We start from the raw sequence: 23,795 nt of genomic DNA on the forward strand, positions 1-23,795 counted from the left end.
GTTTATCCTCGGATCGCCCAGAAAGCCAGGTTCAACCCCGGGAACTGCCCCGCGATGTGGAACGCAAAACCGCCGGAGTTGGCCAGTTGCTGCCAATGCTCGCTGCCCCGGTCCAATTCGTAATAGGTGGAGCCGGCGTGGTAAGGAAGTTGCCGTGGTGCCACCGGCAGCGGCAGTAGGCCGATGCCCGGCAATTGCAGGTTGACTAGGTTGCGGATGTGCTCCACCGAGCCGACCTTGCTCTGTTGGCCGAAGTGGCCGCGCAGGGTTTCGGCGGGCACGTCGGCGCGCACCACCAGGATGAAGCTGGCGCTGTCGAGCAGGGTCTTGTCGGCCAACATCGCGACATGGACGCCGTAGGCTTTTTCGACAATCGGAATCGGCGTGGCCTTGCTGTCGATCAACATCGAGAGCGCTTCACGCAAGGCTTGCACCACCGGCGCAAAACTCAGCGCCAGGTTATCGTGCTGGTACTGCGGGTATTCCTGCGGTCGCCTCCCGGAAGCGGTAAAGGTCGAGAACTCACCGGCCAGGCTCACCAGTTCGCTGTAGAACCGCTCGGGGTGCAACGGACTCAACTGGCTCAAGTGCTGGATCAACGGCTGAGCGCGGTTGACCAGTTGCAGCAGCATGAAGTCGGCAATTTCCGAGGCACCGCCGGCACCGGACGCCACCACCCGCCCGGCGAGGGCTTCGCCTCGTTGGTGCAACAGGCCCAGCAGTTCGCTGCGAAACGCGGCCAGCGGTTTGGAGGCGGAAACATCCAGCAACGGCGGAACGTAAGTGTCGTCGAGCACCAGGGCGCGGTCGGCGCGTTTCTCCTTGATTCGCACCAGGCCGATGGCGGCGTAGTCGCTGATGCCATCTTCGGCTATCAACAATCGCAGCGCCCTCGAACCCACGGCCACCGGCGCACGGTTTTCGAACGGTGCGTTGTCGTCCCGTACTTCGCGCACCTGGCTCACGTAGCGCGCAGCGCCCAGGGTTTCGCCGTCATCAACGGTGTCCCGGGCACCGGCGCGCTTGAGCGGCAAGGCCAGGTACACCAAACCATCGCGCAGGTTGTCGTCGACATTCAGCGGGCTCGGCGCCAGGTCATCCTGGGGAATGTTAAATGGCGTGCCGTCCGGCAACAGGCCCCGCGCCGAGATGATGGCCAGTTTGCCCTGGGCCAACAGCCCCTGATCGATCAGCAATTCGGAAAAACCCCAGGCGCCGGCCGACAACGGGCGGCTTCGGGCATCGATGAGGTTTTCAAGGTAACGGTCATGCTGTTGGAAATGCTGCGTTCCAATGAACATGCCTTCTGACCAGACCACGCGATTGTTCCAGGACATGGGAGCTCCGATTGCTTATTGGGCAGGGCTGGATGGGGGAACCACGATGGCGCTGCGCACGGCGCGCGCATCGAGGCTGATCTGGTATTCGGTGTACTGGCGCGGCGGGACATTCATCACCGTGCGCCACTGCGCCTGATCCAGTTCGCGATACCCCACCAGCACACCGATGTGGCGGGTGGCCGGGTCGAGGTCGCGTTGCAGGCTCAATTGCTGGCCGGGCTGGACCAGCACTTCGTCCTGGTCGATCAGATCTGCGCCGAGCGTTGCCTGGGCCCGTTCGGCCAGGGCGAAATAATCGGAACGGCCGAAGGTGGCAGCATTTTTCAGTTCGAAAATGCGCACCCGGACCGGGGCCGGTTGGCCGGTGGTGCCGGGGTTGAGGCCGGCGATGGCGTGGAAGTGCAACTCGACGGCGGCGGTGTCGGCCTCGGCCTCAGCGGCCTCGGGTTTGACCGTATCCTTTGCGCACGCGGCCAGCAGAAGCGCGGTGGCAACTGCGAATAAAAACCTGGGAATCATCCTGCGTCCTCAATGACGTTTCAGCTATCCGTTGTTCCGTTTTTTGCTATGAATGGCGTTGTAAGGCGGCGCTCAGCCGCGACGCTGCCTCGTACTGTGTTCTTCGTAGGCGCGGCTGAACTCCCGACCGAACAGGTCCTGGAAATCCTCTTGGGCCTCACGGGAAATATTGCTGTAGAGCTCGGTGAACTGTTGCCAGTACTGGGCCTGTCGCGAGCCATTGAAAATGCTCGACAGGCCACCGGGCTTGCCCATGCGCTCTTCCAGTTGCGCCGGCTCGAAGCGCGCCAGCAGGTGCTTGATCGCCGCTTCCACACCGGCCATCACTGCCAATTGGTGGGCACGCAAGTCATCGAAGCTGTCGCGCACCGCCAGGTCCGGCGCCATGAACGCCTGATTGCTGTGGCGCAACAGCAACAGCAATGCTTCATCGACATTGGGAGCGAATTTCAGCGGGTTGTTTTCCACCGGTTGAATCATCGTCTGCTGAATGCGGAACTCGCCCTTGAGACTGCTGCGGGCGCGCAAGACATCGATCAGGCCTTCGACCATCAGCCGATAACTGCGGCCGATGCTTTCCATCTGCGCTTCGGCCTGGGCCTTGTCCAGGCGCAACTGATCCAGCCCGGCTCCACGCAGGAAGGCTTGCAACAGGTCGGGTTGAGAATTATTGGCCGGGCTGACCGGATTGACCGGGCTCTCGACGATGGCCGCGGGCGGTTCGCGCAAGGGTGCTGGCTCGATCGGTGCGCTGACTTGAGGCAGGAGGGGCGGCGTGACCTCTGCAACAGGCAAGGGAGCAACCGTCACCGGCGCAGGCTTGTCGCTGAACAGGTCCCAATCTTCCGGAATCACCGGCGTTGACGTCAGCGGCGCAGTCTCGATCACAGGCGTTGGGTGGGTAATCGGAGTCGGTGGGCGGAAGTCGTGCTGCTCGGCCGGGACATGGTCGGGCTGGGTGGCCGGCGGGACGGTGGTCGGTGCCAGAAAGTCGAACAGGTCCGGCATCGTGTCCATGGCCGATACGCCCTGAAAATGTGCAGGTGGTGTCATGGGCAACGACGTCGGAGTAGTCGCGAAGGCGCCCTGACGCCCCATCAGGGCCTCGAAGCTGTTGGACGAATCGGCGAAAGGGTTGCTGTCAGTCACCGGCAGACTGAAATCGATGCGCGCCTGGATTTCGTAATCACCGATGCGAATAACTTCGCCATCTTGCAATGGCTCGCTGTTTCCCTTGCGCAAACGAATACCGGCCTTAACCAATTCCACACCATTAGTGCTGTTATCGGTTAAGTAATAGCGGCCATCTTTGTATTGAATAACGCAATGTTTGCCGGAAACCAAACGCTCAGGGTCGGGCAATATCCAGTCATTATCAGAATTACGGCCAATCGCCATCACTCCCTGATTCATAGATTTTTCAGAGCACTGACCAGGGGTAATTTTGTGATAACTAGTGATAGTCAAACACAGCGACATCTTGCCTCCTTGCTAAACACTTTGCGCGCGGGCGAGTGAGGGCTCTACGCCCGTGCTACTCGCCGACAACCCTTGCAAACAACCTGGAAAACGGCCTTTTTACCAGCATGATTGCTGATCTTAACCGGCTTACGTGACAAAAAACCTGCATCAGTGCCTACCTCGACCTATCGGTCGCGCGGGTTGTTAAGCACCTCACATCTGTCACACAGAGGAAATAGCTTACCTTGACAAGCCATAAGTACTACACCAAAAATGCACAACTTCTTGAATATACATGATGGCACTTTAAGATCACCAAGCATCTAAAGGGCCATTACACGCAAGGAACATGTGAAGTTCCACCTGGAACTAACATGTGAACTGCCCGACTCTCGAGCGGGCGATATGGAGATCAAATTCAGTGGAAGTGCCTTTGTTGCTCGCCGCCGTTTCCGCGACTTCGCCTTGTGGCGAAGATCTGGAATATGACGCGGATTTTTTGCACCTGGAACGCGATTCCCTAGGCAAGCCCGAGCGCAGCATGGGCGATTCGATATTGCCTGCCGAACCTCCTGAATGGCGCAGCATCCAGCAGCGAAGCCTGGAGATGTTGCAACGCAGCAAAGACCTGCGTATCACCCATTTCCTTTTGCAAAGCTCCCTTGCCCTCGAAGGCGTCACCGGTCTGGCCCGCGTCCTGACACTGATCAGCGAGTTGCTCAAGCAATACTGGGCCGACCTGCATCCGCGCCTCGATGCCGAAGACGACAACGACCCCACCGTGCGCATCAATGCCCTCGCCGGCCTGACGTCCGATGCCACCATTCGCCTGCTGCGCGAAAGCATCCTGGCCCGCTCGCGTACCTTTGGCCCTGTCAGCCTGCGCGCCGCCGCCAACGCCAGCGGCCTGCAAAGCTTCCCTGACGAAAACCTCGGCGCCGAGCAGCTCGCCGGGGCGTTCCTCGACAGCGATCCCGAACAGTTGGAAATCACCCGCGCTGCTTTGCACGAGGCTCGCAGCGTCGCCGAGGCCATCGAGCAACAGGTCAGCGAACAAATCGGTTCCGCCCAGGGCGTTGACCTTGGTCCATTGAAGCAACCGCTCAAGATGGCCTTGCAGATCCTCGGCCAGTTCGCCCCCCAGAGCGGCGACAGCCCCCTGCCCGATACCCTCGACGACGACAGCGCCGCGCCGGTTGAATACGCCACCGCACCGAGCGCACCGCGCAGTACCGGCACTGGCGAGATCAACAACCGCGACGACGTGCTGCGCAGCCTGGACCGGATTCTTGCGTACTACACCCGTCATGAGCCTTCCAGCCCGCTGCCGGTGCTGTTGAACCGGGCGAAGAATCTGGTGCACGCCGACTTTGCGGCCATCGTGCGCAATCTGATTCCCGACGGCATGAGTCAATTTGAAAATCTGCGCGGACCAGACAGCGAATAAAAGCGAACGGATCACGCAGTCACGTCACCGGTCCCATCGGTGACGCCAACACCGTCGCTTAAGCGACCAGGAGCAGCAACGTGGCGAAGCAAAGTTCTCAGAAATTCATCGCGCGCAACCGCGCGCCTCGAGTGCAGATCGAGTACGACGTCGAGCTCTACGGCGCCGAGAAAAAGGTCCAGTTGCCTTTCGTCATGGGCGTCATGGCAGACCTCGCCGGCAAGCCCGCCGAGCCGCTGGCGCCTGTGGCCGATCGCAAGTTCCTCGAAGTGGATGTCGACAACTTCGACTCGCGTCTCAAGGCCATGCAGCCACGCGTCGCGTTCCACGTGCCCAACGAGCTGACCGGCGAAGGCAACCTGAGCCTGGACATCACCTTTGAAAGCATGGACGACTTCAGCCCTGCCGCCGTGGCGCGCAAGGTCGACTCGCTGAACAAGCTGCTCGAAGCACGCACCCAGCTCGCCAACCTGCTGACTTACATGGACGGCAAGATTGGCGCCGAAGAAATCATCATGAAGGCCATCAAGGATCCGGCGCTGCTCCAGGCGCTTGCCAGTGCGCCGAAGCCAGCCGAGCCTCAGGCTTAATCAGGACGAATGATCATGACCGATTCAGTACGTGCAGACGCTCAGACACTGAGCACCACCGAAGAAGCCAGCGAGTTCGCCTCCCTGCTGCTGCAAGAATTCAAACCCAAGACCGACCGTGCCCGCGAAGCCGTCGAGACCGCCGTGCGCACCCTGGCCGAACAGGCCCTGGCGCAGACCGACCTGGTGTCCAACGACGCGATCAAGTCGATCGAGTCGATCATTGCCGCCATCGACGCCAAGCTCACCGCTCAGGTCAATCAGGTCATTCACCACCCCGACTTCCAGCAACTGGAAAGCGCCTGGCGTGGCCTGCATTACCTGGTCAACAACACCGAGAGCGACGAGCAGCTCAAGATCCGCGTGCTCAACATCTCCAAGAATGATCTGCACAAGACCCTGAAGAAATTCAAGGGCACCGCGTGGGACCAGAGCCCGATCTTCAAGAAGATGTACGAGGAAGAATACGGCCAGTTCGGCGGCGAACCTTACGGTTGCCTGGTGGGCGATTACTACTTCGACCAGTCGCCTCCAGACGTGGAACTGTTGGGCGAACTGTCGAAAGTCTGCGCCGCCATGCACGCCCCATTCATCGCCGCCGCCTCGCCGACCGTGATGGGCATGGGCTCATGGCAGGAACTGTCGAACCCGCGCGACCTGACCAAAATCTTCACCACCCCGGAATACGCCGGCTGGCGCTCGCTGCGCGAATCGGAAGACTCGCGCTACATCGGCCTGACCATGCCGCGCTTCCTCGCGCGTCTGCCGTATGGCGCCAAGACCGATCCGGTGGAGGCCTTCGCCTTCGAAGAAAGCACCGACGGTGCCGACAGCTCCAAGTACACCTGGGCCAACGCCGCTTACGCGATGGCGGTGAACATCAACCGCTCGTTCAAACACTTCGGCTGGTGCTCGCGCATTCGTGGCGTGGAGTCTGGCGGTGAAGTGGAAAACCTGCCGGCGCACACCTTCCCGACTGACGATGGTGGCGTGGACATGAAATGCCCGACCGAAATCGCCATTTCGGACCGCCGTGAAGCGGAGCTGGCGAAGAACGGTTTCATGCCGCTGCTGCACAAGAAAAACACCGACTTCGCCGCGTTCATCGGCGCCCAGTCGTTGCAGAAACCGGCCGAGTACGACGACCCGGACGCCACCGCCAACGCCAACCTGGCCGCGCGCCTGCCGTACCTGTTCGCCACCTGCCGTTTCGCTCATTACTTGAAGTGCATCGTGCGCGACAAGATCGGCTCCTTCAAAGAGAAGGACGAAATGCAGCGCTGGTTGCAGGACTGGATCCTCAACTACGTCGACGGTGATCCGGCGCACTCCACCGAAACCACCAAGGCTCAGCATCCATTGGCTGCGGCCGAAGTGATCGTCGAGGATGTGGAAGGCAACCCGGGGTACTACAACTCCAGGTTCTACCTGCGCCCGCACTATCAGCTCGAAGGCCTGACCGTGTCGCTGCGCCTGGTATCCAAGCTGCCTTCGGCCAAAGGCGCATAAAAGACTGCAGCGGCACGCTTGTGTGGGAGCCGGGCTTGCCCGCGATGGCATCAACGCGGTTCTGCTGAAAAACCGCAGTGCCTGCATCGCGGGCAAGCCCGGCTCCCACAGGTTCTGTGCCTTGACTGGCATTGGACCAGGCTCGAGAAAGCGTGATTCTGCAGTAGCTTTGAACAGATTTCGCAAGGTCGGCGTCAACCAAACAATGTGGTAGAGACCACACAGGGAGAAAACATGGCTGTTGATATTTTCATCAAGATCGGCGACATCAAGGGCGAGTCCATGGACAAGGCCCACAAGGACGAAATCGACGTCTTGAACTGGAGCTGGGGCATGGCTCAGTCCGGCAACATGCACGTGGGCAGCGGCGGCGGTGCCGGCAAGGTGAATATCCAGGACCTGTCGCTGACCAAATACGTCGACAAGGCCACACCGAACCTGATGATGCACTGCGCCAGCGGCAAGCACATCGACAAGGTCAAGCTGACCGTGCGCAAGGCCGGCGGCGAAAGCCAGGTCGAGTACATGATCATCAACCTGGAAGAAGTACTGATCACTTCCCTGAGCACCGGCGGCTCGGGTAGCGATGATCGCCTGACCGAAAACGTCACCCTGAACTTTGCCCAGGTGATGGTCGACTACCAGCCGCAGAAAGCCGACGGCACCAAGGACGGCGGCCCGATCAAGTTCGGCTGGAATATCCGTTCCAACACCAAGCGTTGATGCGAAGCCCCCTGGCGCCGCGCGCCGGGGGTTTTGGTGCTTGCTCGAATTTCGACCATCCCCTTTTCGGTATCTGAGTCATGGCCAAGCCTTCGTTTATTAATTTGTGGAAAGCGTATTCCGATCTGCTGGTTACTCATCCTGACGCAAAGCCTTGCGACGGTCCGTGGGCAAACCAGTGCGCTATCCGTATGAGCATGACGCTCAATGCGGAGCGGACCATCAAGATCAACAAATCTACCTATACCGAACCCAAATGTGCGCATGAACATGCCAGGGGAGCCGAGTCGCTGGCGAACTGGTTATGGAAGCATCATCTGGGGCGGCCACTGATTCTCGGTGGAAGTGCCGAAGAACGCCGCAAGTTGAAAGACAAGACCGGGCTCATCTTCTTCAAGGACTGTTTCCGGCAGCCTGGGGAAGCTGCAGAAAATCGCACGGGCGACCATATCGACCTTTGGAATCGCGGTTTTACCATCGGCCGTTACAGCGACCTTACCTACCAATCCAGAGCCATCTGGTTCTGGGAGCTCACATGATCAAATCCAGCCGAAACCTGGCGGCATTGTGCTGCGTGTTGCCGAGCCTGTGGGCGTGTGCCAGCCAGGAAACTACTCCAGCTTCCGTGGATCAAGTCGTCATCTTGGGCGGACAACGATTGATGCTGGAGAACGATCAGCAGCAATGCGTGTTGCGTAAACCGGATCAGAGCGTGCTGCCCCTCGAAATGCCATGGCCTTGCCAATTTGCTGTCGACCGACAGGGCAAACCTCACGTCGAATCCTTCAACAACGTACCGATCGTGATCGTGCTGCATGTGAACGTTGACCCAGCGAACAGTCGTGAATGCCGGTCCGAGTACCGCGCCATTCGTCAAATCAACGGCCAGCTCGAACCTTCGATCGTCGCACCCAGTGCCAGTTGCTTGCGCGGTGCAGGCGATCAGAAAGACTACACAGCGCTTTTCACTTGGTAAGCGACTTCACATGCATTCGCCCACGACTTTGCGTATCACTCATGACAGGTTGGCTTTGAGGGTTGAAATGACTAAGCGAACCCTGTTGATTCTGCTCTCTAGCGGCCTCCTGTTGAGCGCCAATGCCTGGGCCGAACAAAAGCAACTCGCGGCACCCAGCAATCAAGTCATTTTTGCCGGACAAACACTGACCCTGGAAAACCACGATCAGCAATGCGCCTTGCGCAAACAGGACCAAAGCCTCTTGAATCTAGACATGCCGTGGCCTTGTTTTCTGAGTGTCGACCGAAAAGGTCAGCCACGGGTCGAAATCTTCAACAACGCCCAAATCATTATCGTGGAGCACTCCACACCCAAACCCGCTCCGAGCCATGATTGTGACGCTCGGTATCAGGCAATCCGCCAAATCAAAGACCAACCCATGGAAGTGTCGAAAGTCGCTCATAGTGCTGGCTGCATGACCGGCGTCATGGACCAGAAAAATTTCGTGGCGCATTTCTCGTGGTAACCGAAATCGCCACCCGCGATCGCCTGCAACCGTCCCTGCTGGACCGGTTGACCGACGACGACCCGAGCAACCTCAAGGAAAGCGCCGACAAGCGCGTGCTCTCTCTGACCCAACTGAAAGCCTCGGTGCTGCGGGACCTGGCGTGGTTGCTCAACACCACTTCATTGCTCAGCGCCGATGCGACGTTGCACACCCCGGCCGGCACTTCGGTCATCAATTTCGGGCTGCCAGCCCTGGCCGGCAACAGTGCGTCGAATGTCGATATCGCGGCGCTTGAAGCGTTGATCCACCAGGCCATCGCCACATTCGAACCGCGGATTCTGCGTAACACCTTGCGCGTGCGGGCCCGGGCATCCGCCGAGATGAACCACAACGCCCTGAGTTTCGAGATCGAAGGCGATCTCTGGGCCCAGCCAGTGCCACTGCGCCTGATGTTGCAAACCGACCTGGACCTGGAATCCGGTCATGTGCGGGTGGTCAACGCCGAACAGCGGAGACGCTCATGAACCCCCGCCTGCTGGAACTGTACAACCAGGAATTGCACCACGTTCGCGAAAGCGCCGCGGAGTTCGCCCAGGAATACCCGAAAATCGCCAGTCGGCTGACGTTGTCCGGTATGGACTGCGCCGACCCTTACGTGGAGCGCTTGCTGGAAGGGTTCGCCTATCTGACGGCGCGGGTCCAGCTCAAGCTCGACGCCGAATACCCGACCTTCACTCACAACCTGCTGGAAATCGCTTACCCCCATTACCTGGCGCCGACACCGTCGATGACCGTTGTGCAGTTGCAGGCCGACCCCGATGAGGGTTCGCTGAGCAGCGGCTTCCCGCTGCCCCGGGACATAGTCCTGCGCGCCGCCCTGGGCCGCGAAAGCCAAACCTGCTGCGAGTACCGCACCGCCCATGCAGTGACGTTGTGGCCGTTGCAGGTCAGCCAGGCCGAGTACTTCGGCAACCCGTCCGCCGTGCTCGGGCGTCTGGCCGCCAGCGAACCCAAGGCCAAGGCCGGTCTGCGTCTGACCCTGCGCACCGGTGCCGAACTGCCATTCAACAGCCTGGCCCTGGAGAACCTGCCGCTGTACCTCAGCGGCGCAGACGAGCAGCCCTTCCGCCTCTACGAACAACTGCTGGGCAACGCCTGCGCCGTGTTCGCCCGGCAGCCCGGCAGCGATTGGGTGGAACGCCTGCCGCAGGACGCACTGCGCTCCCAGGGATTGGACGATACCGACGCCGCGCTGCCAGTGGTCTCGCGGGCCTTCCAGGGCTATCGCCTGTTGCAGGAATACTTCGCCCTGCCCCAGCGTTTTCTGTTTGTCGACTTCACCCAATTGAGCCGTGCGGTCAAACGCTGCGACGGCCAGGAACTGGAATTGATCGTGCTGTTCGACCGTCACGATCCGAGCCTGGAAGGCAGTGTCGGTGCCGCACAGTTCCTGCCGTTCTGTACTCCGGCAATCAACTTGTTTCCCAAGCGCCTGGATCGCATCCACTTGTCGGAACGGGTCAATGAACACCATGTGATCGCCGACCGTACCCGGCCGATGGATTTTGAGATTCATTCCCTGACCACTCTCACCGGTCATGGCACCGGGTCGGAGCAGCCTTTTTTGCCGTTCTATGCGGTACGCGATCCGTCTCGCTACGGTCGCGATCAGGCCTGGTACACGGTGCGGCGCGAACCCCGCGTACTGTCCAGCGGCCAGCGACGCAACGGCCCGCGCTCGACTTACATCGGCAGCGAAACCTTCGTCAGCCTGGTGGACGGCCAACAGGCGCCTTATCGCCACGACCTGCGCCAACTGGGCGTAACAGCGTTGTGCACCAACCGCGACCTGCCGCTGTTCATGAGCGTGGGCAACAGCAAGACCGACTTCACCCTGGCCGACAGCGCACCTGTAGCGGCGGTGCGCTGCGTGGCAGGCCCGAGCCGCCCACGCGCCAGCCATGCCCACGACGCCAAGGCCTGGCGGTTGATCAGCCAGCTTTCGCTGAACTACTTGTCCCTCAGCGAACAAGGCCAGGGCGCCGCCGCCCTGCGCGAACTGCTGCGCCTGTATGGCGACAGCAACGATGCGGCGTTGCAATTGCAGATCGAAGGCCTGCGCGAAGTCAGCAGCAAGGCCTGCACACGACGCCTGCCAATGCCGGGCCCGATCGTGTTTGGTCGTGGCCTGGAGATCACCCTGGAATTCGATGAAAACGCGTTTCGCGGTACTGGGGTTTTCTTGCTCGGTGCAGTGTTCGAGCGCTTCCTGGCACGCTACGTGTCGATCAACAGTTTTACCGAGACGGTGATCCGTACCACCGAACGCGGCGAGATCATGCGATGGAAAGCCAAACCCGGACGCCGTCCGACCCTGTGAGTACCCTGGACGCGATGCACCAGGAGCCCTGGGAATACGACTTCTTCCAGGCATTGCGGCGTATCGAATGCGAATCGCCTGAACTGCCGCGCCTTGGCCATTCGTTGCGCCTGGCCGATGATCCGCTGCGCCTTGGGCAACAGGCCGATTGCACCTTCGCCCCGGCGACCCTGGCGTCGGTTCAGCCGGGTGTCGACGGTTCGCCGGCGCGTCTGGAGCAGTTCTTTTTCGGCCTCGGCGGCCCCAACGGCCCGTTGCCGCTGCACATCACCGAATATGTGCGCGAACGCCAGCGCAACAACGCCGACAGCACCAGCAAACGCTTCCTGGATGTGTTCCATCACCGCCTGCTGAGCCTGTTTTATCGGGCCTGGGCCGAAGCACGGCCGACGGTCAGCCATGACCGCCCGGACGATGACTACTGGTCGGCACGCCTGGCAGCACTGAGCGGCCGGGGCATGCCGAGCCTGCTCAAACAAGGGCTGATCCCCGACACGGCGAAGTTGCACTACAGCGGCCATCTGTCGGCACAAACCCGCTACCCGGACGGTTTGAAGGCCATTCTCAGCGAGTACTTCGGCCTGCCAGTGGAGATCGAAGAGTACGTCGGCCAATGGCTGGAGCTGCCGGAACGCAGCCGCGTGGGTGTCAGCGCCCATCAATTGGGCATGGATTTTTGCCTGGGTCGTTATGTCTGGGATCGCCAGCACAAATTCCGCATTCGCCTCGGGCCACTCAAGCTGGATAACTACATGGGCATGTTGCCCGGCAGCCAACCCTTCAACGAGCTGGTGGCCTGGGTCGCCGAATACCTGGGCCATGAACTGGACTGGGACTTGAACCTGATCCTGGAACAGCCAGAAGTACCGGCGCTGCAACTCAATGGTCGCTTCCGCCTGGGGTTCAATACCTGGCTGGGCCGGCCCGAAACAGATGCCAAGGATTTAATACTGGCCAGGCATTACGCCGAGCAGGCCAACACCTCACAGACCTCAAGGAGCCATGAGCATGGGTGAAATCAGTCGCGCCGCGTTGTTCGGCAAACTCAACAGCGTGGCCTACAAAGCCATCGAAGCCGCCACCGTGTTCTGCAAGCTGCGCGGTAACCCTTATGTGGAACTGGTCCACTGGTTTCATCAGTTGCTGCAACTGCAGGACTCGGACCTGCACCGCATTATCCGCCAGTTCAATATCGAGCCGGCACGCCTGACCCGGGACCTGACCGAAGCCCTGGACCGTTTGCCACGGGGCTCGACTTCAATCACTGACTTGTCCTCCCATGTGGAGGAAGCCGTGGAGCGTGGCTGGGTCTACGGTAGCCTGATGTTCGGCGAAAGCCAGGTGCGTACCGGTTACCTGGTGCTGGGCATCCTCAAGACGCCGAGCCTGCGCCACGGGCTACTCGGACTGTCGGCAGAGTTTGACAAGATCAAGGTCGAGGCCCTGAGCGAACGTTTCGACGAATACGTCGGTGACTCACCGGAAAATGCGCTCAGCGCCAGCGATGGTTTCAACGCAGGCAGCGTGCCGGGTGAAGCCAGCGGCGCCATGGCCCCAAGCGCCATGGGCAAGCAGGAAGCGCTCAAGCGTTTTACCGTCGACCTCACCGAGCAGGCCCGTAGCGGCAAGCTTGACCCGATTGTTGGCCGTGACGAAGAGATCCGCCAACTGGTGGACATCCTCATGCGCCGTCGGCAAAACAACCCGATTCTGACCGGTGAAGCCGGCGTCGGTAAAACCGCCGTGGTCGAAGGTTTTGCCCTGCGCATCGTCGCCGGTGACGTGCCGCCAGCGCTCAAGGATGTGGAATTACGCAGCCTCGATGTCGGCCTGTTGCAGGCCGGCGCGAGCATGAAAGGGGAATTCGAACAGCGCCTGCGCCAGGTCATCGAGGACGTCCAGGCCTCGCCAAAACCGATCATCCTGTTTATCGACGAAGCCCACACGCTGGTAGGTGCCGGTGGCGCCGCCGGCACCGGGGACGCGGCCAACCTGCTTAAACCGGCCTTGGCCCGGGGTACCCTGCGCACCGTGGCCGCCACGACATGGGCCGAGTACAAGAAGCATATCGAGAAAGACCCGGCCCTGACCCGTCGCTTCCAGGTGGTGCAAGTCGCCGAGCCGTCCGAAGACAAGGCGCTGCTGATGATGCGCGGCGTGGCCTCGACCATGGAGAAACACCATAAAGTGCAGATCCTTGACGAAGCCCTGGAAGCCTCGGTCAAGCTGTCCCATCGCTACATTCCGGCACGCCAGTTGCCGGACAAATCCGTGAGCCTGCTGGACACCGCTTGCGCCCGGGTCGCCATCAGCCTGCACGCCGTGCCGGCCGAAGTGGACGACAGTCGTCGCCGCATCGAGGCGTTGGAAACCGAACTGCAAATCATCGCCCGCGAGCACGCCATCGGTATCGTCATCGGCGCCCGCCAGAGCAACAGCGAAAACCTGCTGGCCGCCGAGCGCGAACGCCTGGCCGAACTCGAAAGCCGTTGGGCCGAAGAAAAAACCCTGGTGGACGAACTGCTCGCCACCCGTGCCATCCTGCGTGAAAGCGTCGGTGTGGTAGACAGCGACGTTGGCAGTGAAGACAGCCACGCCCTGCGCGAGAAACTGTCGGACCTGCAACAGCGCCTCAGTGCCCTGCAAGGCGAAACCCCGCTGATTCTGCCAACGGTCGATTACCAGGCCGTGGCCTCGGTGGTCGCCGACTGGACCGGTATTCCGGTGGGCCGCATGGCTCGCAACGAATTGGAAACCGTGCTCAACCTCGACCAGCACCTGAAGAAACGCATCATCGGCCAGGACCACGCCTTGCAGATGATCGCCAAGCGCATCCAGACCTCCCGCGCCGGCCTCGACAACCCGAGCAAGCCGATTGGCGTGTTCATGCTCGCGGGCACCTCCGGCGTGGGCAAGACCGAAACCGCCCTGGCCCTGGCCGAAGCCATGTACGGCGGTGAGCAGAACGTCATCACCATCAACATGAGCGAATTCCAGGAAGCCCACACCGTGTCCACCCTCAAGGGCGCGCCACCGGGTTACATCGGCTATGGCGAAGGCGGTGTGCTGACCGAAGCCGTGCGGCGCAAACCCTACAGCGTCGTACTGCTGGACGAGGTGGAAAAAGCCCACCCGGACGTGCATGAGATCTTCTTCCAGGTCTTCGACAAAGGTGTGATGGAGGACGGCGAAGGCCGGGTGATCGACTTCAAGAACACCTTGATCCTGCTGACCACCAACGCGGGCACCGAGTTGATTGCCCAGGTCTGCAAAGACCCGCAAAACGTGCCCGAGCCCGAAGAGATCGCCAAGGCCCTGCGCCAGCCGCTGCTGGAGATTTTTCCGCCGGCATTGCTGGGCCGCCTGGTGACCATTCCGTACTACCCGCTCAGCGACGAGATGCTCAAGGCCATTACCCGCCTGCAACTCAACCGCATCAAGAAGCGCGTGGAGAACACCCATAAAGTGGCGTTCGATTACGACGACGCGGTGATCGACCTGATCGTCTCCCGCTGCACCGAAACCGAAAGCGGTGGACGGATGATCGACACCATCCTGACCAACAGTCTGCTGCCGGACATGAGCCGCGAGTTCCTCACCCGCATGCTCGAAGGCAAAGCGCTGGCAGGCGTGCGGATCAGCGCCCGGGATAACGAATTGCACTACGACTTCAGCGACGCCGCCTGACCGTCCTGGAACACGGTCAATGTGGGAGCGAGCCTGCTCGCGATGAGGCCATGACATCCAGCATCGATGTTGGATGTCAGCCCGCCATCGCGAGCAGGCTCGCTCCCACACTTGATCTGGTTTCTGCTGGAAAAAGCGGCGCGACGATTACAACGTTTACGGGATAACTGATGCTATTCAAGCAACTCTCACGCCTGGCAAAAATCACCAGCCCCCTGGGGCCGGATGCACTGTTGCTCAAGGACATGGGCGGCGGCGAAGAGCTGGGGCGACTGTTCAACTATGAGTTGCAGCTCCACTCGCTGGATAACGCCATCGACCTCAACCAGTTGCTGGGCAAACCCCTGTGCCTGAGCCTGCAATTGGACGGCGGTGGCGAGCGTCATTTCCATGGCATCGTTGCCCGTTGCAGCCAGAACGTCGACGAGGGCCAGTTTGCCAGCTACCAGGCCACGCTGCGGCCCTGGCTATGGTTGCTGACCCGCACCTCCGATTGCCGGATTTTCCAGAACCTGACCATCCCGCAGATCATCAAGCAGGTGTTTCGCGACCTGGGCTTTTCCGATTTCGAAGATGCCCTGAGCCGGCCTTATCGCGAGTGGGAATACTGCGTGCAGTATCGCGAAACCAGCTTCGATTTCGTCAGCCGCCTGATGGAGCAGGAAGGGATCTACTACTTCTTCCGCCATGAACAGGGTCGTCATGTGCTGGTGCTGGCCGATGCCTACGGCGCCCACACCAGCGTGCCCGGCTACGCCTCGGTGCCCTACTACCCCAAGAATGAACAGCAGCGTGAACGCGATCACATCCACGATTGGCACCTGACCCAGGAAGTCCAGCCGGGCTCGCTGGAACTCAACGACTATGACTTCCAGCGCCCCAGCGCGCGAATTGACGTGCGCTCGGCCATGCCCCGTCCGCACACCGCCGGCGACTATCCGCTGTACGACTACCCCGGCACCTATGTACAAAGCGAAGACGGCGAACATTACGCCCGCACCCGCATCGAAGCCTTGCAGACGCTGCATGAACAGGTCGAGCTCGCCGGCAACGCTCGGGGCCTGGGCCCGGGTCATTTGTTCAGCCTCACCGGCTTCAGCCGTCAGGACCAGAACCGCGAGTACCTGATCGTCGGCGCCCGCTATTACATTTCCCAGGAAAGCGGGGAAACCGGCGGCGGCGCGGCCTCGGCGCAGTTCGGAAGCAGCCTGACCTGTATCGACGCCCAACAAAGTTACCGCCCCCTGCCCAACACCCACCGCCCCATCGTCAAAGGCCCGCAGACCGCATTGGTGGTCGGGCCCAAGGGCGAGGAAATCTGGACCGACCAGTTCGGCCGGGTGAAGGTGCATTTCTATTGGGACCGTCATGACCAGTCCAACGAAAACAGTTCGTGCTGGATTCGCGTGTCGCAATCCTGGGCCGGTAAAAACTGGGGCTCGATGCAGATCCCACGGATCGGCCAGGAAGTGATCGTCAGTTTCCTCGAAGGCGACCCGGATCGGCCGATCATCACCGGCCGCGTCTATAACGCCGAACAAACCGTGCCCTATGACTTGCCCGAAAACGCCACCCAGAGCGGCATGAAAAGCCGTTCGAGCAAAGGTGGCACACCGGCGAACTTCAACGAAATCCGCATGGAAGACAAGAAAGGCGCCGAGCAGCTGTACATCCATGCCGAGCGCAATCAGGACATCGTGGTCGAGGTCGATGAAAGCCACTCGGTAGGCCACGATCGCAACAAAAGCATCGGACATAACGAGACGGTCACCATCGGCAACAACCGCCTGCGAATCGTCAAACAGGAAGACATTCTTTCGGTGGGTCAGCGCAAGACCGACAGCATCAGCCAGAGCTACGTCATTGAAGTGGGTGAGAACCTGCGGCTGGTCTGTGGTGAAAGCATCCTGGAGCTCAATGCCAGCGGCCAGATCAACTTGAGCGGCGTGCAAATCAGCTTCCATGCCAGCGGTGATGCCGAGTTCAACACCGGTGGCGTGTTGCACCTGAACAATGGCGGCGGCCCTGGCGCCACGCCTGACGGCCAGGGCGTCAAGGCCAGCATCGACGCCAACATCAATGCCGCGTTTCACAAGCCCAAGGGCTAACCAAGAGATTCAGGCGCCATGACTTACCGCATCAATGAATTCCAGTTCCAACTGCCGGCAGGCGAACTGCAAGACGCAACGATCAACATCCTCAAGTTCCCTGAACTGGGCACTTCGCTGATTGTCAGCCGTAGCTTGCTGGCCGAGGGCGAAACCTTGCAAAGCAACTTCGACGACCAGCTCAAGCGCCTGGAAAAACAAGTGCAAGACTTGCGTTTTCAACCGGGCGTTGCCGTGCGTCTGGGCGCCAGCCAGGAAGTCGAAGGCATCGAGTTGCGCAGCCAGTTCAACAAGGGCAACGACAAAGTCTTCCAATACCAGTTGGCACTGGTGTTGCCCGGCACCCGCAAAATGCTCGCCTTGAGCTACGTGAAGGCCGAAAAACTCGGCGATGCCGAAGCCGCGCATTGGGCGACCATCAAGAGTTCGCTGTTGTTCGACGTTCCGGCCTGATGAACTCCCTGCATGTCTGACGCAAGCGAAGAAGATGGTGAGTGAGTCGATATCGACCTATAACGGTGAGCGACCGCACCTGCCTTTGAAATACGAAACGCCCGATGCGGTGCATCGGGCGTTAGGGTGAAACAGGTGTAAACCTATTTCAGGACTAGACAGCTCCCTCATTATCGAAGGGGTTCGCCCCATCAGATATTGGCAGGCACAAAATCCGGCCCACCCAATGTGTCCCGCACCATCACCGCCGAGCGCATCAACGGCGTCCACATACCGTCCGGGCTGTTCCACGCCGCGCCTGCCCAACGGGTGTCGGCGACCAACTCGGCCTTGTGGCTTTCCAACTGGCGCTTGAGCGCCACGGCGACGCTGCCCATATCCACGTCAAACAAATCGCCATAGGGTCCTTGCGGCTGCTTGCGCTGTTTGTCCTGGCAAAAGCGGTAGTACCAAACCCAGTCGTGAGCGATGTAGATCGCCCGCGCGCGGTCTGGATAAGTCGCCAGCATCTTCAGCAAGGCCGACACGAAACGCGTGGGGAAACTTGCGTCGTGGGTCTGGCGCCAATACGGCATGATCAATTGATCGAACGCCGCCACTACGTTCTGTGGTTCGTCGTTTTCGTTCTTGGCTTCGAGAAAGTAGAACGGCTCGCCCACCAGAAATTTGTCCAGTTCATCATTGGCCAGCGCCAACAGCAGCACGTTGTCTTGCGGGTTGCTCATTGAATTCTCACTACGTCTCGGGTCGTCATCAGCGCATTGATGTCGTTACCGTGGGAGATGGGTACATTGTCCAGCACCGCTTCGCGCATGCCGCCGGGATGAGTCAGGCCGCCCGGTCGCCAAAGCGAGTTCACACCACCTTCGTTACCGGTAGGCATCAGCACCTTGGGGTTGTCCAGGTTCATCATGTAGATGTCCTTGCCAACCAGCGATCCCGGATCGTACCCCAAGGCCGACTCCAGTACTGAAACGTCGCCGGTTTTCTTGTACTCGGCGACCACGGTGTTCAGGTCGGATTTTGCCATGACGAACTTGTTCGGATTGAACGAGCCGTACTTGGGGTTGGCGATGTCGTCGGAGGTGAAGAGAAAACTGCCGCCCTCGTCCTCGAAAGTCTTGAGGTGTTTGTCAACATACGGGCCTTCGAGATAGTCGCTCGGCGGCGGCCGACTGCCCTTGGGAATCGCCATGATATCGGCTTCGGTCATACCCGGTTTGTAGGCTGCCGCACGGGGCTTCGGTGCGGCACCGAGACGAGCCATTTTCGGCCCCAACCCCAGCAGTGCCATGCCGGCGATACCTTGAAGCAGGTCGCGATAGCCCGGTCCAAGACGGTCGCCCAACTCGCCTAACAGCGCCATGCCGCCCATCATCGCGCCGCCGATCACCGCGAACCCGATAAAAGCCGCCGCGCCTGCCATTGCGGCCAGGACGGCTGCCGCGCCCATGGCAACCATCCCCAGCGCTTCGAGACCGGTGTGCAGCCAACCTTCGATATCGAGGACAAACGCAACGGAGATCGTTGGCCCGCCGATAAAAGTATTGGGGCTGCCGCTCTTGATGTGCGCGCCGCAGACCATCTTGCTCTGCAACCGCGCCGCCGGTTTACCGTTGATGTAGACGCAGGCGCTGCCTTCGGCGATCAGCACCGGAAACGGCCAGACCGGGTGATTCAGCGGCAGGCCCGAGCATCCGGCAGCGACGTCGACCCCGGCGCGCATCGCGTTGCGGCTATTGATACGGACGTTGAAGCTGCCCATGATCAACGCCCCCGTGGTCGGTTCGGGCAAGTTGAAAAGGGTGTTCAGGCCCTTGATGATCTGGAACATCGACAGGCCGCCCGCCGCAATCGAACCGGCCATGATAGCCAGCGCCACGCCGCCGGTCGCCACTGTGGCCGCCACCACCGCAGCCCCGATCAACGCCCCGGCGACGGCGCCCGCCACCATCGCGGCGACACCAAAACCGTGGGCTACTTCATCGCCAAGGCGCGCAGCCGCTAGCATATCCATTGCGTTTATCTTCTTCCTTGAAGGTGATCAGGCGATCTGAGGCAGGAGCTTGAGTGAATGCATGGCAACTTTCCACGCCGGTTCGTGATACACGAGATCGTTCGGCGTGGTAGTCAGCGTCGTAATCAACCCCACAGGCTGGCGGTCGATGAAAACCTGGCGCAGCATCAGCTCACGCCCTTCGCGCTGCCAGCTGTAATCGAGCAGCACGGCAGCATGGTCGTGAAGAACGAAGTTCCACCGTTGGCTCAGGCTGAATCCGGGCAATTGCTGTTCGGCGCTTGCCAGTTGCCCGTCAACATAGTCACTGAACAGCGTGTCACCCCGGCTCGGATCGCGACTGATGACGAAACTGGCTTCCTTGGCTCCGCCGACGGCGGGCAGCTTGAAGATGTTGATGCTCTGGTCCTGCCAACTGTCAGGTATATCGAGATCGGCTTCTTGAAGGCGATAAAGCGTCATGATTCGGACCGTTTTCCAGGCTAGAGGGATGGCTCAGCAAGCGGCAGATGTTCAAGCAATAAATGACAACAATCAAGGAACATGGACAAGCCGTTTTTGAGGCCATGACACCCGTCTCACTTTTGATGCCTGCGCGAAAACCAACGGCTATGATGTGTCTCAAGACCCCGAAACTGATCAAACGCCTGAGGATGGCGCTGATGAGTACGCCGTAATCAACAAGGAGAAAGATGCAATGGAAGGCATTGAATTGCGCAACAAGCGCAACGATTACCCGGCAGCCAGACCCTTGCGTCGGATGAACATCCCGCATGTCTGACGCACTCTGGGCCGCCCGCCTGGGTGATGCGCTGAACCACACCTCAATGATGGCCGACATCCTCGGCGGCGTGCTGGAGGTGGCGGCCAACATCGCGATTACCGCGTTGGCCACCGCCGCCGTGGTGGCGGCTACGGGTATCACGGTCGTCACCGGCGGGTTGGGTTGCTTTGTGCTCGGCTTGGTGGTGGGCACGGTCGTCGGTCTCGCCATGAGCAAGACCGGGGCCGACAAGGGCCTGAGCAATTTATGCGAGAGTTTCAGCAATTCGCTGTTTCCGCCCACGGTGCAGGCGAACATTCTCACCGGCTCCACCAACACCCTCACCAACAGCATTCCCGCCGCCCGGGCCGCCGGAGCGATCCCGTCCCATGTCGCGCCGGCCGGTACCGAGCTGGAAATGCCCGAGCCGGAAGCAGAAGCCAGCTACCTCGACATGGCCGAAAGCTTCTTCTCCCAGATGTGGCGCCCCACCGTTGCCACCCCGGCGCCTGGCGCGGTGCCCAAACCGTTGGACCTGCTCGTCTGCATGAAGCATCCGCCGATGCCGCCGCAGTTTCTCGCCGAGGGCTCGGACAAAGTCACTATCAACGGCCAGCCCGCCGTGCGCAGCGGCGATCGCAGCACCTGCGATGCCAAGGTCGTGTCGGCCGGGCTGATCTCCTCCAACGTCACCATCGGCGGCGGTTCGGTGGTGGTGCGCGAGATCCGCAGCGGCAAAACCCCGGGCGTGGGGCTGGCGGTCACAGCGTTGCTGATGCTCAAGGGCGGAAAGGGGAAATTCTTCAGCAAATTGCCGTGCATGCTGATCGGTGGCGCGACGTCGATGGCCGTCAGCAGCGCGATGGGCGCGATGGCCAACGCTGCTATGGGCTCGCCGAACCCGGTGCATGCTGCCACCGGGGCCAAGGTGCTGGGTGGCGAAGAAGAGCTGGATTTCGTGTTGCCTGGAATCTTGCCGATGGATTGGCAGCGCTTCTACAACAGCCGCGACGAGCGGCGCAACGGGATGTTCGGCGCGGGTTGGAGCGTGTCCTATGAGGTGCGGGTTGAAATCCTGCCGCACCTGGAGGGCGGCGAAACGCTGGTCTACAGCGATGAACAGGGCCGGCGTATCGACATGGGTTCGATCCCCCTGGGTGGTGCGGTGTTCAGCGCCGGTGAAGGGCTTAGTGTTCGGCGGCATCGCAATGGGCAACTGCTGATTGAGAGCGATGACGGCGTATACCGCTTGTTCGATGCAACACCTGGAAACTCATCGGCACTGCGCCTTAGCCAGCTGGGCGATCGTAATGACAACCGCATCTATCTCGACTATGACGACACCGGACGCTTGGTGCGACTGCGCGACACCTTCGATCTGGTGCAGGTCGAGCTGATTCGCGAACGCGACCGCGTGACCCAAATAGAACGCCTGTACCCCGACCAACACCGCGAAATACTCGCCAGCTATGGCTTTGACGCAGCCGGCAACCTGGCCGAAGTGCGCGACGCCACCGGCCAGGTGCAACGGCGCTTCGCCTACGATGCCGGACAGCGGATGGTCGAGCATCAGTTGCCCACGGGGCTGCGGTGTTTCTATGAATGGGCGTTGATTGAAGACCGTGAATGGCGTGTGGTCCGGCACTGGACCGACGAGGGCGACGCCTACCAGTTCGACTATGACCTGAAGGCCGGCACTACGCGCATCACCGATGGCTTGCAGCGCGTCAGTACGCGGCGATGGAACAGCCAACACCAGATCACCGAATCCACCGACAACCTCGGCCAGACCTGGCGGTTCGAGTGGAACGACGAGCGCCAATTGCTCAGCGCCACCGATCCACAGGGCGGGCGCTATGCCTACAGCTACGACGAGGCCGGCAACCTGATCGGCGAAACCGACCCGCTGGGCCGCAGCGACTCGACTTTATGGCTGGAATTCTGGGCTTTGCCGCTGGTGGACACCGACGCCGCCGGCCACAGTTGGCGGTACCGCTATGATCAGCGCGGCAACTGCATCGCCGAAACCGATCCGCTGGGCCACATCACCCGCTACCACTACGACACCCACGGCCAGGTCGTAGAGATCATCGACGCCACCGGCAAAAGCAAAAAGCTGCGCTGGAACCCGTTCGGCCAACTGGTCGAGCACATCGATTGCTCGGGTTACCCGACGCGGTTCAGCTACGACAACCGGGGCTATCTGCAAGTCATCACCGACGCCCTCGGCGAACGCACCCAGTTCAGCTACGACGCCCAGGGGCGCCTGCTCAGTAGCCAATTGCCGGACGGGCGCACCGAGCAATATCAGCGCGACGTCAGCGGCCAGTTGGTCGGTTATACGGACCCGGCCGGGCACACCACGCTCTATCAACACAACCGCCGCGGCCAGGTCCGCCAGCGCACCGACGCCCACGGCCGGCAGGTGCAATTCGGGTACGACAGCTACGGGCGGCTGCAAGCGCTGACCAACGAAAATGACGAGAGTTATCGGTTTGCCTGGGATGCCGCCGATCGGCTGACTGAACAACAAGACCTCGACGGCAGCGCCAAGCGCTACACCTATGACCTGCTGGATAACGTCGCGGCGGTGACGGCTGCTCCGGCGCCTTTCGGCAACGGTTTGGCCATCGTCCCCGAGACGCCTCTGGCCCCTATCGTTCATCGACTGGAGCGCGACGCCATCGGACGGCTGATCGCCAAAATCACCGACGATGGCCGCACCGACTACACCTACGACCCGCTGGACCAGCTCACCGCCGTCACCTTCACCGACCACCACGGCAACGCACAAACCCTGAGCTTCGCCTACGACGCCCTCGGCCAGTTGCTCGAAGAACAAAGCGCGGCTGGCAGCCTGCAATATCACTATGACGAACTCGGCAACCTGATCCAGACCCAACTGCCCGACGGCCGCTGGATCAATCGCCTGTATTACGGCAGCGGCCACCTGCACCAGATCAATCTCGACGGCCAAGTCATCAGCGACTTCGAACGCGACCGCCTGCACCGCGAAGTGCTGCGCACCCAAGGCCAGATCAGCACCCGCAGCGAGTACGACCGCAGCGGCCGTTTACGCTCACGCCAACGCCGACACAGCAGCCAGCCATCGCTGATGCCGGCCGCCGTGCAGAAACATTTTGAGTACGACCCCGCCGACAACCTGATCGGCAAACTCGACCAGCAACCCGCCGGGCAACACCGCCAACGGCTGCACTACGACGCCACCGGCCGCATCATCGCCAGCCAGGACAGCCTGCACGGCCAGCGCGAAACCTTCGCCTACGACGACGCCGCCAACCTGCTGGATGGCCCGCAACCCGGCGCCGGGT

The 23,795-nt window shown here is 60.9% G+C and carries 19 protein-coding genes and 1 pseudogene; 14 read left to right on the forward strand and 6 right to left on the reverse strand.

Features of this window, described 5'->3' with window-relative positions:
• Positions 1 to 2: 2 nt before the first annotated feature.
• The 3 genes from tssK to tagH all read right to left on the reverse strand — a co-directional run bounded on the left by tssK (position 3) and on the right by tagH (position 3,338).
• Positions 3 to 1,337, reverse strand: a complete 1,335-nt coding sequence (gene tssK, locus Q7W83_RS27880; protein ID WP_150634597.1) for a type VI secretion system baseplate subunit TssK — start codon at positions 1,335 to 1,337, stop codon at positions 3 to 5.
• Positions 1,338 to 1,352: 15 nt separating this feature from the next.
• Complete coding sequence (gene tssJ, locus Q7W83_RS27885) at positions 1,353 to 1,859, reverse strand: type VI secretion system lipoprotein TssJ (RefSeq protein ID WP_473658186.1); 507 nt, start codon at positions 1,857 to 1,859, stop codon at positions 1,353 to 1,355.
• Positions 1,860 to 1,931: 72 nt separating this feature from the next.
• Positions 1,932 to 3,338: a type VI secretion system-associated FHA domain protein TagH gene (gene tagH / locus Q7W83_RS27890; RefSeq protein WP_473658188.1), complete on the reverse strand. Its 1,407-nt coding sequence runs from the start codon at positions 3,336 to 3,338 to the stop codon at positions 1,932 to 1,934.
• A gap of 403 nt (positions 3,339 to 3,741) precedes the next feature.
• Between tagH and tssA the strand changes: the two genes are divergently transcribed.
• The 13 genes from tssA to Q7W83_RS27955 all read left to right on the forward strand — a co-directional run bounded on the left by tssA (position 3,742) and on the right by Q7W83_RS27955 (position 17,683).
• Complete coding sequence (gene tssA, locus Q7W83_RS27895) at positions 3,742 to 4,767, forward strand: type VI secretion system protein TssA (RefSeq protein WP_150634600.1); 1,026 nt, start codon at positions 3,742 to 3,744, stop codon at positions 4,765 to 4,767.
• 80 nt (positions 4,768 to 4,847) lie between these two features.
• Positions 4,848 to 5,357, forward strand: a complete 510-nt coding sequence (tssB, locus tag Q7W83_RS27900) for a type VI secretion system contractile sheath small subunit (protein WP_150634601.1) — start codon at positions 4,848 to 4,850, stop codon at positions 5,355 to 5,357.
• A gap of 15 nt (positions 5,358 to 5,372) precedes the next feature.
• Entirely contained in the window at positions 5,373 to 6,866 is a 1,494-nt protein-coding gene (gene tssC, locus Q7W83_RS27905) for a type VI secretion system contractile sheath large subunit (RefSeq protein ID WP_074872049.1), read from the forward strand.
• Positions 6,867 to 7,100: 234 nt separating this feature from the next.
• Entirely contained in the window at positions 7,101 to 7,589 is a 489-nt protein-coding gene (locus Q7W83_RS27910; RefSeq protein WP_150634603.1) for an Hcp family type VI secretion system effector, read from the forward strand.
• A gap of 80 nt (positions 7,590 to 7,669) precedes the next feature.
• Positions 7,670 to 8,128: a type VI secretion system amidase effector protein Tae4 gene (locus tag Q7W83_RS27915; RefSeq protein ID WP_150638181.1), complete on the forward strand. Its 459-nt coding sequence runs from the start codon at positions 7,670 to 7,672 to the stop codon at positions 8,126 to 8,128.
• Positions 8,125 to 8,565 carry a hypothetical protein gene (locus tag Q7W83_RS27920; protein WP_150634605.1) on the forward strand — a complete coding sequence of 147 codons (441 nt, stop codon included), beginning with the start codon at positions 8,125 to 8,127 and terminating at the stop codon, positions 8,563 to 8,565. Before Q7W83_RS27915 ends, Q7W83_RS27920 begins: the two co-directional genes overlap by 4 nt.
• A 10-nt stretch (positions 8,566 to 8,575) precedes the next feature.
• Entirely contained in the window at positions 8,576 to 9,073 is a 498-nt protein-coding gene (locus Q7W83_RS27925; RefSeq protein ID WP_473658194.1) for a hypothetical protein, read from the forward strand.
• Positions 9,067 to 9,579: a type VI secretion system baseplate subunit TssE gene (gene tssE, locus Q7W83_RS27930; protein WP_150634606.1), complete on the forward strand. Its 513-nt coding sequence runs from the start codon at positions 9,067 to 9,069 to the stop codon at positions 9,577 to 9,579. The genes Q7W83_RS27925 and tssE overlap by 7 nt, the downstream gene beginning before the upstream one ends.
• Complete coding sequence (gene tssF, locus Q7W83_RS27935) at positions 9,576 to 11,435, forward strand: type VI secretion system baseplate subunit TssF (RefSeq protein WP_473658200.1); 1,860 nt, start codon at positions 9,576 to 9,578, stop codon at positions 11,433 to 11,435. The genes tssE and tssF overlap by 4 nt, the downstream gene beginning before the upstream one ends.
• Positions 11,399 to 12,451, forward strand: coding sequence for a type VI secretion system baseplate subunit TssG (gene tssG, locus Q7W83_RS27940; RefSeq protein ID WP_458376901.1), 1,053 nt, complete (start codon positions 11,399 to 11,401; stop codon positions 12,449 to 12,451). The genes tssF and tssG overlap by 37 nt, the downstream gene beginning before the upstream one ends.
• The gene (gene tssH, locus Q7W83_RS27945; RefSeq protein ID WP_473658202.1) at positions 12,444 to 15,122 is read left to right on the forward strand and encodes a type VI secretion system ATPase TssH; all 2,679 of its coding nucleotides are present in this window, start codon (positions 12,444 to 12,446) and stop codon (positions 15,120 to 15,122) included. Before tssG ends, tssH begins: the two co-directional genes overlap by 8 nt.
• A 170-nt stretch (positions 15,123 to 15,292) precedes the next feature.
• Entirely contained in the window at positions 15,293 to 17,230 is a 1,938-nt protein-coding gene (locus tag Q7W83_RS27950) for a type VI secretion system Vgr family protein (RefSeq protein WP_473658205.1), read from the forward strand.
• Between the two features lie 18 nt (positions 17,231 to 17,248).
• Complete coding sequence (locus Q7W83_RS27955) at positions 17,249 to 17,683, forward strand: DcrB-related protein (protein ID WP_052967849.1); 435 nt, start codon at positions 17,249 to 17,251, stop codon at positions 17,681 to 17,683.
• A gap of 191 nt (positions 17,684 to 17,874) precedes the next feature.
• Here Q7W83_RS27955 and Q7W83_RS27960 read toward each other — a convergent pair whose 3' ends face one another.
• From Q7W83_RS27960 to Q7W83_RS27970, 3 genes are read right to left on the reverse strand one after another with little or no spacing between them, the layout of a single operon-like run.
• Positions 17,875 to 18,408 (reverse strand): hypothetical protein, encoded by a 534-nt coding sequence (locus tag Q7W83_RS27960; RefSeq protein WP_150634611.1) that lies wholly within the window; start codon positions 18,406 to 18,408, stop codon positions 17,875 to 17,877.
• Positions 18,405 to 19,700: a PAAR domain-containing protein gene (locus Q7W83_RS27965; RefSeq protein WP_150634612.1), complete on the reverse strand. Its 1,296-nt coding sequence runs from the start codon at positions 19,698 to 19,700 to the stop codon at positions 18,405 to 18,407. Before Q7W83_RS27965 ends, Q7W83_RS27960 begins: the two co-directional genes overlap by 4 nt.
• Positions 19,701 to 19,727: 27 nt before the next feature.
• A complete protein-coding gene (locus Q7W83_RS27970) occupies positions 19,728 to 20,162 on the reverse strand; it encodes a DcrB-related protein (protein ID WP_150634613.1) in 435 nt (144 codons plus the stop codon).
• 368 nt (positions 20,163 to 20,530) lie between these two features.
• Between Q7W83_RS27970 and Q7W83_RS27975 the strand changes: the two are divergent.
• Positions 20,531 to 23,795: pseudogene (locus Q7W83_RS27975) on the forward strand (DUF6531 domain-containing protein); the annotation flags it as partial.

It is taken from the genome of Pseudomonas sp. 300, assembly GCF_055803035.1.

Bases quoted from the DNA above. Each gene is read 5' to 3' on its own strand.
- Q7W83_RS27925 (WP_473658194.1), top strand. From the start codon at position 8,576: ATGCATTCGCCCACGACTTTGCGTATCACTCATGACAGGTTGGCTTTG.
- tssF (WP_473658200.1), top strand. From the start codon at position 9,576: ATGAACCCCCGCCTGCTGGAACTGTACAACCAGGAATTGCACCACGTT.
- tssH (WP_473658202.1), top strand. From the start codon at position 12,444: ATGGGTGAAATCAGTCGCGCCGCGTTGTTCGGCAAACTCAACAGCGTG.
- Q7W83_RS27910 (WP_150634603.1), top strand. From the start codon at position 7,101: ATGGCTGTTGATATTTTCATCAAGATCGGCGACATCAAGGGCGAGTCC.
- Q7W83_RS27950 (WP_473658205.1), top strand. From the start codon at position 15,293: ATGCTATTCAAGCAACTCTCACGCCTGGCAAAAATCACCAGCCCCCTG.
- Q7W83_RS27920 (WP_150634605.1), top strand. From the start codon at position 8,125: ATGATCAAATCCAGCCGAAACCTGGCGGCATTGTGCTGCGTGTTGCCG.
- Q7W83_RS27960 (WP_150634611.1), bottom strand. From the start codon at position 18,408: ATGAGCAACCCGCAAGACAACGTGCTGCTGTTGGCGCTGGCCAATGAT.
- Q7W83_RS27915 (WP_150638181.1), top strand. From the start codon at position 7,670: ATGGCCAAGCCTTCGTTTATTAATTTGTGGAAAGCGTATTCCGATCTG.
- Q7W83_RS27955 (WP_052967849.1), top strand. From the start codon at position 17,249: ATGACTTACCGCATCAATGAATTCCAGTTCCAACTGCCGGCAGGCGAA.
- Q7W83_RS27965 (WP_150634612.1), bottom strand. From the start codon at position 19,700: ATGGATATGCTAGCGGCTGCGCGCCTTGGCGATGAAGTAGCCCACGGT.
- tssG (WP_458376901.1), top strand. From the start codon at position 11,399: ATGGAAAGCCAAACCCGGACGCCGTCCGACCCTGTGAGTACCCTGGAC.
- tssK (WP_150634597.1), bottom strand. From the start codon at position 1,337: ATGTCCTGGAACAATCGCGTGGTCTGGTCAGAAGGCATGTTCATTGGA.
- tssC (WP_074872049.1), top strand. From the start codon at position 5,373: ATGACCGATTCAGTACGTGCAGACGCTCAGACACTGAGCACCACCGAA.
- tagH (WP_473658188.1), bottom strand. From the start codon at position 3,338: ATGTCGCTGTGTTTGACTATCACTAGTTATCACAAAATTACCCCTGGT.
- Q7W83_RS27970 (WP_150634613.1), bottom strand. From the start codon at position 20,162: ATGACGCTTTATCGCCTTCAAGAAGCCGATCTCGATATACCTGACAGT.
- tssJ (WP_473658186.1), bottom strand. From the start codon at position 1,859: ATGATTCCCAGGTTTTTATTCGCAGTTGCCACCGCGCTTCTGCTGGCC.